The sequence below is a fragment of the Flavobacterium sp. XGLA_31 genome (assembly GCF_051547105.1).
Classification (GTDB): Bacteria; Bacteroidota; Bacteroidia; order Flavobacteriales; family Flavobacteriaceae; genus Flavobacterium.
The window spans coordinates 185,043-196,434 of sequence record NZ_JBPTTM010000002.1 but is presented as its reverse complement, the minus strand read 5'-3'; the positions used below and the strand labels follow the sequence as shown (position 1 = coordinate 196,434).

The 11,392-nt window shown below is 42.2% G+C and carries 10 protein-coding genes and 1 tRNA gene; 3 read left to right on the top strand and 8 right to left on the bottom strand.

All coding sequences use genetic code 11. The features are described 5' to 3' along the window. Window positions 1-2: 2 nt before the first annotated feature. A complete protein-coding gene (locus ACSVH6_RS04840) occupies window positions 3-215 on the top strand; it encodes a heavy-metal-associated domain-containing protein (RefSeq protein WP_438076121.1) in 213 nt (70 codons plus the stop codon). Between the two features lie 273 nt (window positions 216-488). Here the strand turns inward: ACSVH6_RS04840 and ACSVH6_RS04835 are convergent. From ACSVH6_RS04835 to ACSVH6_RS04805, 7 genes are all read right to left on the bottom strand, one after another. Further along, a tRNA-Ser gene (locus ACSVH6_RS04835) sits at window positions 489-573 on the bottom strand. Window positions 574-808: 235 nt separating this feature from the next. Further along, window positions 809-1,711: a lysophospholipid acyltransferase family protein gene (locus ACSVH6_RS04830; protein WP_438076119.1), complete on the bottom strand. Its 903-nt coding sequence runs from the start codon at window positions 1,709-1,711 to the stop codon at window positions 809-811. Between the two features lie 22 nt (window positions 1,712-1,733). Next, window positions 1,734-1,913, bottom strand: coding sequence for a hypothetical protein (locus tag ACSVH6_RS04825; protein ID WP_438076117.1), 180 nt, complete (start codon window positions 1,911-1,913; stop codon window positions 1,734-1,736). A 25-nt stretch (window positions 1,914-1,938) separates the two neighbouring features. After that, on the bottom strand, window positions 1,939-3,342 hold the full coding sequence (locus tag ACSVH6_RS04820) for a TolC family protein (protein ID WP_438076115.1): 1,404 nt from the start codon (window positions 3,340-3,342) through the stop codon (window positions 1,939-1,941). A 28-nt stretch (window positions 3,343-3,370) separates the two neighbouring features. Further along, window positions 3,371-6,544: an efflux RND transporter permease subunit gene (locus ACSVH6_RS04815; RefSeq protein ID WP_438076113.1), complete on the bottom strand. Its 3,174-nt coding sequence runs from the start codon at window positions 6,542-6,544 to the stop codon at window positions 3,371-3,373. Between the two features lie 25 nt (window positions 6,545-6,569). Continuing rightward, entirely contained in the window at window positions 6,570-7,739 is a 1,170-nt protein-coding gene (locus tag ACSVH6_RS04810) for an efflux RND transporter periplasmic adaptor subunit (RefSeq protein WP_438076111.1), read from the bottom strand. 229 nt (window positions 7,740-7,968) lie between these two features. After that, the gene (locus ACSVH6_RS04805; protein ID WP_438076109.1) at window positions 7,969-8,550 is read right to left on the bottom strand and encodes a TetR/AcrR family transcriptional regulator; all 582 of its coding nucleotides are present in this window, start codon (window positions 8,548-8,550) and stop codon (window positions 7,969-7,971) included. A gap of 215 nt (window positions 8,551-8,765) precedes the next feature. Between ACSVH6_RS04805 and ACSVH6_RS04800 the strand changes: the two genes are divergently transcribed. Both ACSVH6_RS04800 and ACSVH6_RS04795 read left to right on the top strand, forming a co-directional pair. Continuing rightward, on the top strand, window positions 8,766-9,530 hold the full coding sequence (locus tag ACSVH6_RS04800; RefSeq protein ID WP_438076107.1) for an SDR family NAD(P)-dependent oxidoreductase: 765 nt from the start codon (window positions 8,766-8,768) through the stop codon (window positions 9,528-9,530). Window positions 9,531-9,550: 20 nt separating this feature from the next. Then, window positions 9,551-10,465, top strand: a complete 915-nt coding sequence (locus ACSVH6_RS04795) for a helix-turn-helix domain-containing protein (RefSeq protein WP_438076105.1) — start codon at window positions 9,551-9,553, stop codon at window positions 10,463-10,465. Between the two features lie 353 nt (window positions 10,466-10,818). On the opposite strand, the gene ACSVH6_RS04790 is transcribed toward ACSVH6_RS04795, so the two are convergent. Further along, the gene (locus ACSVH6_RS04790) at window positions 10,819-11,139 is read right to left on the bottom strand and encodes a GIY-YIG nuclease family protein (protein ID WP_438076104.1); all 321 of its coding nucleotides are present in this window, start codon (window positions 11,137-11,139) and stop codon (window positions 10,819-10,821) included. Window positions 11,140-11,392: the final 253 nt, after the last annotated feature.

The following is an 11,392-nucleotide window of genomic DNA, read 5'->3' as shown; positions in this document are numbered from 1 at the left end:
TCATGAACATTTTACAATTCAAAACCAATATTAAATGTACCGGATGTATTTCCAAAGCCTCTCCGGTGCTCGATGAGAAATTAGGCGAAGGTCAATGGGAAGTTGATTTGATGACCCTAAAGAAAACGTTGACGGTGACTAACCCTGATGTCAGCGAGGCTCAAGTGGTTGAAATAGTTAAGGAAGCTGGATTTACTGCCGAACCTTTATCATAATTTAAAAGACCAAAAAGAAACCCCGATTTTAGATTGGGGTTTGTATTTTAAGTGATACCAGTGCCAAAAACAACCAGCGGCTGTGGTACAGTCTTTTTTTCTAAAAGTTACAGGGGATTACCTCCGGTGATCCCGAAATGGGATACCTGAGCAAAGGACAATCGAAACGCCACAATATGGCGTTTGTTTTTTTGTTTCTGTCCGTTTACGAAAGTAAACTTTCGACACGTCCAAAAACAAAAAAACCGAAACTTTCGTTTCGGTTTTTCTTTGCGGAGAAAGAGGGATTCGAACCCCCGGACCTGTTACAGTCAACAGTTTTCAAGACTGCCGCAATCGACCACTCTGCCATTTCTCCAATAAGTCGGGCATTAATTTCTCAATGCGGTTGCAAATATAATAACCTTTTTCATTTTGCAAAACGATTTTGGGTAAAAAATACAGTTATTTTTTCACTTTGCAGCTATTCCGTTAATGCTGTGCTGTTTAACCTATTCTTATTGATATTGACAAAATTAATTTAATTAGAAAATGACCAAGAACAATGGACGTGTAGGCTTCTTTTGCTTTTGTCTCTTCAAGCGGAAACAGGATTAAGATTGAATGATAATAGCTTTATCAAACCATCGTTTACTGTATTCGTCAGTATAACTATGCTTCCATCGCTTATGACTCCACAAATAATTTTCGGGATGACTCATAATAGTATGCTCCAGTTTTTCGGTAAAAAGGGCCGTAAGAATTCCCGTTTTATAGGGCTTGGTGAAATTGAATATCGAAGTCAGTACAAACTTATAATGCCCCCGCTCCACGCGGATAAGTTCCGCAAAGAGCAAGGGAGTTTTATGTGAAGCGGTATACAATTCGGTCCCACCCGTAAAAGCGGTGCGTTGGGATAAAAAAGAAGTCCAAAAGCTCTTTTTAGGTACCTTCGGATTTTGGTCGGCTACCAAAACCAATACATGCTGCTGATCACCCAACTCTGCCATTTCCTTCTTCATATTTTTAGAAGACACCATTTTAGAACCAAAACGGCTCCGGATGCGCAACATCAACGTATTAAACGAGGCGTTAGATAAGGGCTTGTAAGCCACAACGACACGGGCACTTTTTATCGAAGAGGCTATATGGGCATTGGCCCACTCCCAATTGAACTGATGTCCTAAATAGATATGACAGTTTTGATTCATCGCTACTATTTTTTCCAGCTCCGAATAGTCAGCCGTAATGTGTTGGTGCAACTCTTTCTCGGTCATGGAGTACAACTTTAAAGTCTCAATAAAATGATCGCAGAAATGGTTGTAAAACTTCCTTTCAATCACCAGCCGTTCCTTTTCCTCAAGATGGGAAAAGGCCTTGTCAATATTCGCTTTAACCACCTTACGACGGTATCGGAATACATGATACAACAGATATGCACACCCGTCAGATAAGCGGTATAACAAGGATAGCGGAATCCTCGAAAGCGGATATAAAATAAGAGCTAACAACATCATCTTGTTTGATATTATTTTACAATCAGTTGGCAAATACCGTGTCGAGATCTATAAACTGAAAGTCGGTTGGCAATTTCGCAGCCGGTTCACGGCATTCTTCTTCGTCGTTGGCTGATGGCGATTCAATATTGTTTTCTGAATAAAGATTAAAATGATATTTGGCTGTACACCCTATGGCCGTACTACAAGTGTTATTTTTCATGTGTGTAGTTTTAGTATTGTTATAATTATTCCCAACCTCCGCCTAAAGCCCGATACAATTCAACGTTGGCTTCCAAGCGTTCCTTTTTGATCAAAGCCAATTCCAATTCGGCTTGTAATAAATTCCCTTGTGCGTTGTTTACTTCAAAATAAGTCGCCATACCACTGTTGAACAGCATATTGGCATTGTTTACCGCTTGTTTAAGTGCGGCTACTCTTTGGTTTGCCAAAGTGAATTGTTGCTCTTGTTTTTCAATTTTGGCTAAGGCATTAGATACCTCACCAACAGCTACCAATACGGTTTGACGGAAGTGGAGCACCGCTTGTTCCCGCTCTAATTGGGCTACCTCATATTGGGTTCTGAGTCTTTTACCATTCAACAACGGCGCAGTCAATCCACCGGCTACCGAACCAAACAAAGAAGCCGGTAGGGTAAACCAATTACTCGATTCAAAGGAATTAACACCTCCCGCAGCAGTAATGGATAAGGAAGGATAGAGACTCGCTTTGGCAATGCCCACTTTGGCATTGGCCGCTTGTAAAGCCAACTCGGCACTTTTGACATCGGGGCGTTTACTGAGCAGTTGTGACGGAATTCCGGCAGCAGGATGGTCTTTGACCACCACATTTTCCAGCTTGTCAGCTCGCTCCTTAGCCTCCGGAAAAGTACCCGAAAGGACACTCAGGGCATTTTCCTGCAGCAGTATGTTCTTCTCCAACTCGGGAACCAATTGAGCCGCTACCAAGCGTTGGGCTTCCGTTTGTTCTTTTGCCAATAAGGTAAGCTGACCCGATTGGTATTGTAGGTTGACGGCAAAAAGGGTGCTATCGTTCAGCTCCAGTGTTTTCCGTGCAATGGCCAATTGTGCATCGAGCATCAACAGGTCATAATACCCTTTGGAAACGGTAGCCACTATAGTGGTTTGAAGTGCCTTTTTAGCTTCAGCAGTTTGCAAATAAATGGCCTGAACTGCTTTTTTACGGTTTCTGATTTTACCCCAAATATCAGCTTCCCAAGACAAATTGAAACCCGCCGAATAATCCTCGACATGGCTTTTTCCTAAAAATTGATTGGTACTGATACCATTTAAACTGTTATCAGACAACCGAGTAGAGGTTGCATTGGCAAAACCGTTAACCTGAGGAACACTCCCCCATTTGGATTGCGTAAACTGTAAATGAGCAATGGCCACATTCTTGTCGGCGATTTGCAAATCATTGTTTTTGATCAATGCCTTGTCAATAAGCTTAATCAAATCGGCTTCCTCAAAAAAGGATTTCCATGGAATGTCGGCTATGCTGGTTGTATCAGAAGCGGTATTGCCTCTGAAAGTATCGGGTACTTCGGGCTTTTGGTTTTGCTGAGCGGTGGCGGTAAAACCAATCAGTAACAGCCACAGCAGTGAAGTTCTTGTTATATAGTGTATCATAGGATTCTTTATTTTGGATTACTGTAAATTATTCGTGTGTCTGTTTTTCATTGTTGATGACGGCCAAAGGTTTACCGGTAATTTTTTCCTGTAAATGCTGGAATACGATAAAAAGCACCGGAATGATAAAGAGTCCTAATAGCACTCCTGAAACCATACCGCCCGCAGCGCCAATACTAATCGAATGATTTCCTAAAGCGGATGGACCGGTAGCGCGCATCATTGGGGTAAGCCCCACCACAAAGGCAAACGAAGTCATGATGATGGGACGCAAACGAAGTTTAGCCGCTTCGATGGCTGCTGCCAAAAGAGATTTCCCGGCGATTCTTCTTTGGACAGCATACTCCACTATCAGGATGGCATTTTTGGCCAGCAACCCAATGAGCATGATAAGGGCCACCTGAACGTAAATATTGTTCTCTATACCGGTGACACCAATGGCTGCAAAGACACCGAAGATCCCTGTTGGTATCGACAGTAATACCGCCATAGGAAGTATGTAGCTTTCATACTGAGCCGCCAATAAAAAGAATACAAACAGCAAACTCAAACCGAAGATCATAGCCGATTGTCCGGATGAGGTGATTTCTTCATTGGTCAGCCCGGAGAATTCAATCGTATAGCCTTTGGGTAATTTGGTTTCAGCCACTTCCTGTACCGCTTGGATGGCCGCCCCCGAACTGAAACCCGGTTTGGCAATGGCATTCACCCCGATAGAGTTAAACAGGTTATAACGCGAAGCCGTTTCCGAACCGTTGATTGGAACCATTTTTACCAAGGAAGATATCGGAACCATTTCGCCGCGTCTGTTTTTGACAAAGATGTTATTCAACGTCTGAATATCGGTTCTTGAGGCTACATCCGCCTGAACCATAACACGGTAGTATTTACCGAATCGGTTGAAATCAGAAGCCTGAGCACTACCGTAATAGGTCTGCATCGTTTGGAGAATGTCTCTGACACTCACCCCCAATTGTTCCGCTTTCACATCATCTACTTCCATTTCCAGTTGCGGAAAATCGGCCTTAAAGCTGGTAAAGGCAAAAGCAATTTCAGGTCGCTTCATCAACTCCCCGATAAAGGCAGAACTCACCCCGCTGAATTTGCTGATTGGACCGCCCGTTTTATCTTTCAAAACGATATCCAAAGCGTCAACATTGCTGAAACCCGGAACGGTCGGAAAAGTAAACACAAAGAAATTTCCTCCTTTGATACCGGCCAAGCGACCCCGCACGTCGTTCATAATATCGTTGATATCCTGTTGTTCCCCTCGCTCTTTGGCAGGTTTGAGCAGGATGAAGGCCACCCCGGCAGAGGAACTGGTGGAAGAGGTCAGCATGTTAAACCCGGAAATGATATTCAGTACTTTTTTTGACGGCAGGTTCCCTAAGGTCCCCTCTACCTCTTTCATCACATTTTTGGTTCGTTCCAAAGAAGATCCGGCCGGCATCGATAACGAAATGGCAATAAAACCTTGGTCTTCTGAAGGGATAAAACCGGTAGGAGTTGTTTTGACCATATAACCCGTGGCCAGGATGACCAGCGCCAATCCACCAAAACTGAGCCATTTGTTTTTGATTAAAAAACGCAGGCTGTTTACATATTGATTGGTTAGTTTGGTAAAGCCACTGTTAAATCCGACAAAGAATTTCTCTTTAAAACTTTTAGGTTGTACTTCGCCGTGATGGTGATCGTCGTGAGGGACATCTTTTAAGAATAAAGCCGCCAGTGCCGGACTCAACGTCAACGCATTAACCGCCGAAATCACGATGGCAATAGCCAGGGTAAAGGCAAACTGTCGGTAGAACACCCCGGTAGAGCCTTCCATAAAGCCTACCGGCAAAAATACGGCCGACATCACCAAGGTAATTGAGATGATGGCACCGGTAATTTCACTCATCGCAGCGGTGGTTGCCGCCTTGGCAGTCAGCCTTTTACTGTGCATTTTCTCATGAACGGCTTCCACTACGACTATGGCATCATCCACTACAATACCAATGGCCAACACTAGGGCAAAAAGGGTCAGCAGGTTAATCGAAAAACCAAAGATTTGCATAAAAAAGAAAGTTCCCAAAATAGAAACCGGAACCGCAATGGCCGGAATCAGCGTGGCTCTGAAATCCTGAAGGAACAGGAACACCACCAAAAAGACCAATATAAAGGCCTCTATCAGGGTATGTTCTACCTGTTCAATGGACATATCCAGAGAATCTTTGGTGTTGTATAAAATCAAGTGCTTTACATCTTTTGGGAAATCTTTAGAGGCTTTTTCCATCATGGCTTTGATGGCAATCTGCACATCGCTGGAATTGGACCCCGGTAATTGGAAAATACCGATATTCAATCCTGACCTTCCGTCGATACGGGTGTTACTGCCATAGGAATAGGAACCGAATTCTACACGAGCCACGTCTTTTAAGCGCAGTACCGAACCATCAGCATTCGAATGAATTACGATGTTTTCATACTCCAAAGGCTTGTTTAGTTTTCCTTTGTATTTGATTACATATTCAAAAGCCTGTTTACTGCTTTCCCCAAATCTTCCCGGAGCCGCTTCAAGGTTTTTATCCTGTATGGCTGCCAATACCTCTTGGGCGCTTAACTTATAGTTGGCCATTTTGGATGGATTCAGCCAAACACGCATCGAATAATCTTTGTTGCCTCCGAAAATGAAAGCCTGCCCTACTCCGGGGATTCTTTTCAGGTCAGGAATAATATTAATCTGAGCATAATTGGTCAGGAAGGTTTGGTCGTATTGTTTCTCATTCTCGGTGTATAAATCTACTACCATCAAAAGGCTGTTTTGCTTCTTGGTCGTCTGTATCCCTGCCTGAACAACCTCTGCGGGCAATTGGCTGGTAGCCTGCGCCACTCGGTTTTGTACGTTTACCGCAGCCCTGTCCGGGTCGGTCCCCAATTTAAAGTTTACGGTTATGACAAGTGAACCGTCATTACTTGCGGTAGAACTCATATAACTCATATTCTCCACCCCATTGATGGCTTCTTCCAAAGAAGGCGCTACCGAACGTAAAACAGTTTCGGCATTGGCGCCCGGATAAAGGGCTACCACTTGAACTGCCGGCGGGGCGATATCGGGAAATTGTTGGAGCGGTAAGGTCTTCAAACCTATAGTTCCCAGGATGACTATAAGAATAGCGATGACTGTTGACAGCACGGGTCTGTCAATAAATTTTTGTAACATAATGTCGTTTTGTTAGGTTGTCTGATTAAATTTTGGCCACTGTTTTTTTAGCATTTTGCTTCGCCTGTTCGTCTCGTCCTGAGACGAGACTTGGGTCAGGAATAATGGTTGCCCCATCCGGAAGGTTTTCAAAACCTTTTAACACAATTCGGTCACCGGTGGCAAGGCCTTCGCTGATAAGGTAATCGGTGCCGCTTTTTCCGGCTACTACGACCGGTTGTCTGGTTACCGCATTCTTCTTATCCACCACAAATACATATACTTTATCCTGAATTTCTATCGTGGCATCCTGTGGAACCACAATAGCATTGGCGTGCTGCATACTGATTGTTACTTTTCCGGTATTACCGGAGCGCAACAACCCATTACTGTTGGGAAATTTGGCTCTCAGGGTAATGGCTCCGGTCGTTTTGTCAAACTGTCCGTCCACCATGTCTATTTGGCCCATTAGCGGATAAACCGTATCGTCTGAAAGAACCAGCGATACCGGTGCTAACCCTTTTAATTTATCGTTGAGGGTCGTGCCTTTGTATTGGGATTTGAAACGGATAAAATCATTTTCACTCAATGAAAAATAGGCATAAACCTCTTTCGTATCCGATAGCGTGGTCAACGATTCCGGGTCGGCCGGACTAATCAAACTCCCCTGCTTTTTGGGTAAGCGACCAATGTAGCCACTAACCGGGGCTTTGATAGTAGTATATCCCAAATTGATTTGGGCAGTCGCTACTACAGCTTTGGATTGTGCCACCGTGGCTTTGGCTATGGCCAAATTGGCTTTAGCGGTTTTCAACTGATAGTCGGATACCACTTTGTTTTGGACCAAAGGCGTAAGCTTTTCCACCTCTAATTGCGCATTGATGGCTGCGGCTTCTGCAGCATTCAAACTCGCCGTAGCATTGTTGTACTGTTGGCGGTAGGGGTTGTCGTTGATTTTAAAAAGGGGTTGTCCGGCAGTAACATAGGCCCCTTCATCTACAAATATTTTATCAAGGGTACCGCTTACCTGTGGTCTGATTTCAACATCCGTTTTGCCTTGTATGGCCACCGGATATTGGGTCTCGGTAGTTGAAGCGCTGTTGGTAATTTCCATCACGGGTAAGGTAGCCGGAGCCGGGGCAGCAGGCTGCGCATTTTTGTCAGCACAACTCATCATAAATAGGGCAATCAAGCTTAAAGTAATTATTTTATGCATACGTTTTGTTTTAAAGGTTACTACTGTTTTTGGTTCGTGTTTTTTATTTGTCAGTTTCATACTATTTTGGAATAAACGTTTCAGAATTAGTGCTGTTGGTTAAAAATTTAGGGGTAAAACATTCTTGTTTCTGAAACATTCGTTCCAGAATTAATGCTGATTTTAAAAAAATTAAACTTTATTGATACTATTATTCTGGACCAAACGTTCCAGAATAATACAAAAAAAATTATGCTTTGGTAATGGTTTTAATCAGGTATTCCGACATCTTTTTAATCATGATGGGATCTCTCTTCAAAATGAAGGATTGCTTCCAACCTGTAAATGTTGTCATAATGTATTCGGCTAATAAAGCGGCATCTTCACTTCCGTCCAATTCTTTGTTGTCAATAGCTTCTTGAATTAGCTCTGATAAAAATTCCAAATAAATCTGGTTGGTTTTATTCAACAACTTTCTCACTTCCACATCCTCCGGGGCGATTTCAAAAATGGTTTTGATTCCCAAACAGCCTTTTTCACAATCAACCACCCAAGCCGCTTTGTCGCGGATGATTTTAATCAACCCTTGTAAAGCCGATGTTTCCTTGGCTACTTTTTCTTTGGTTTCTTTGATGGCGGCATCAGCATAATAGCTGACACATTTGATGAATAAAGCGTGCTTATCCCCTATGCTGTTGTATAAACTGCTTCGGTTAATCTGCATGGCATCCACCAAATCCTGCATAGAGGTAGCATGATAGCCTTTCTCCCAAAAGACATTCGTTGCTTTTTCTATAATCTCGGTTTCATTAAACTCAACACAGCGTGCCATGGTAATCAAATTTCTGATGCAAAGATAGAATTAATTTTGAAACGATTGTTTCAGAATTAACATTTTTTTAATTTTTTTTTTATATCCGTGTACCACTACACAGGTGAGAGCAGTCATAACACCTTAAAATTTAACTACAACAACCCCTGATTTGACTACAGGCGTTCCTGATTCCCTACAGAACTTTGTTGCCTAATAAATAAACACTAAAAGTTATGTCAACAAAAAGTAAAATTGCATTAGTAACCGGCGGAAGCCGTGGTTTGGGCAGAGCGATGGTTTTGAGTTTAGCCAAAAACGGGAACAACATTATCTTCACGTATCACAGCAATAAAGAAGAGGCAGACAACGTAATTGCCGAGATAATCTCCCTTGGTCAAAAAGCGGTGGCTTATCCTTTGGATGTGAGTAAGCTCACTACTTTTGACCATTTTATACATCAGATCAGTCAGCATTTAACGGAACATGAAGGCAACCCCAATTTTGATTTCCTGATTAACAATGCCGGAACCGGAGTCTACGGCTCTGTGACCGATACTACCGAAGAGGCCTTTGATGCGATGGTAAACATTCATTTCAAGGGGGTGTATTTTCTAACTCAAAAACTACTCCCCCTTTTACGCAACGGAGGAAGAATCGTTAACATCTCCTCGGGACTTACAAGAGTCTCCTTCCCTAATGTCTCAGCCTATGCCGCTGTAAAAGGCGCGATAGAAACCTATACCCGTTGCTTGGCAAAGGAATTAGGAAGCCGACAAATTACAGCCAATACTGTTGCACCGGGTGCCATTGCAACCGATTTTGGAGGCGGAGCCAATAAAACCGATGAAACCAAAAGAAATACTATTGCCGGCATTACCGCATTGGGACGTGTGGGAGAACCCGAGGATATAGGTGGTGTCGTTGCGTTCTTGTGTACTCCGGAGGCGGGCTGGCTCAACGGACAAAGAATTGAACTTTCAGGTGGTATGATGGTCTAATTTTATTGTAACTTTGAACTATGAGCACACAACCGGTACATCGAGTGAAAACCATAGCGGAGTTTCATGCTATGAAAGGACTTCCGTCACCCCAACATCCGTTAATCAGTTTGTTTGACTACGGGAGTTTTGAATGTTCTAAAGAAATAAACCATAAAAATTTTGTTTTCGATTTTTATCATATTTCAATAAAACGCAGCATACGGGCCACGTATAAGTACGGTCAAAATCACTATGATTTTGAGGACGGCGTGATGTTTTTCATAGCGCCAAATCAGGTATTTGCCATTGAAGCCATTGAAGAAGTCGCCTCCCCTAAAAGCGGTTGGGTCATGATGATACATCCTGATTTTTTTTGGAATACTTCTTTAGCCAAAAACATAAAAAATTATGAGTTCTTTGATTATACGGTAAATGAAGCCTTGTTCCTTTCCGAAAAAGAGGAGGCGACACTCAACACCATTGTGAAAAACATTGAACAGGAGTACCATGCCAACTTAGATAAATTCAGCCAAAGCATCATCATTTCCCAACTGGAAACCTTACTGAATTACTCTGATCGATTTTACCAAAGACAGTTTATCACCCGAAAAGTGACCAATCACAAGGTTTTAGAGCAAGTAGAAAAAATTATAAATGACTATTTTGATAATGAAAATACGGTGGGACTCCCCACAGTGCAACACATTGCTTCTTTGATGCATTTGTCTCCTATGTATTTAAGCAGCTTATTGAAATCGCTGACGGGCCAAACTACCCAGCAACACATTCACGAAAAGTTAATCGAAAAAGCCAAAGTGAAGTTAGCTACTTCTGACTTAACCGTCAGTGAAATAGCCTATGAATTGGGATTTGAACATTCTCAAAGTTTTAGCAAACTCTTTAAAAACAAAACCAATCTGAGTCCGTTGGAATTCAGAAGTACCTACAACTAATTCCTCTTGTTTTCCGCGAAATAGAGTTCGTTGCAAAATAAAGTGCAGCATCCGCTTGTACACCCAATCCAACAATTTTAATTAGCTGTTCAATTCCCGAATCACACACCATACCTTTTGATTCGGGGATTTTCTTTATCCGGTACCGCTCCAAATGTACACCACTCCCAATGGAGCCTACTCTTGTTCGTCTGAGCAAGCCTGTCCTGAGCCTGTCGAAGCCCCTCCTTAAAGCTGATGTTAAAAAAAGCCCTTCGACAGGCTCAGGGTGACATTGGCGTTACGGATTGTATTTACGTACTAAAAACACAACACCACTTACTTTAAACCACTCACAATGAAAACTACAATTGTCAGTCTGAGCCTGTCGAAGACCCTTTACCATACTGAGTGTAATTTTTTGAGTATAGTACCAATCTATCCCAATCCTGCTGTATCAAAGCCTCTTTTTTTCTTCTTGACCAGCCTTTTAGTTGTTTTTCTATAGCAATGGCATTCAGTACATCATTGAACGTTTCAAACCAAACTAGTTCTAAAGGTCTTTTGTCAAAAGTATAGCAGTCTTTATTTTTTCCTGTTTGGTGCTCCCCTATTCTTCTTTCTAAATCGTTTGTAATGCCTGTGTAATAAGTACTGTCATTGCATTGTAACATATAAACAAAATAGGTTTTCATAATCGTTGATTTGTATTTATTTACTTAAAAATACAATATTTTTTGACTATTATTTTTTATTCTCTAATCTTTTAGCCCTTCGACCCTACTTAGTGCTGATTATAAAAGAGGCCCTCCTTAAAGGTGATGGTAAAAAAAGCCCTTCAATTCTTCGACAGACTCAGAACAAGCTCAGCTCAGGGTGACAGTTGAGTTGTGGATTGCATTTATGCTATAAAAACAACACCTCTTAACTTTATGAATTTACAATTAA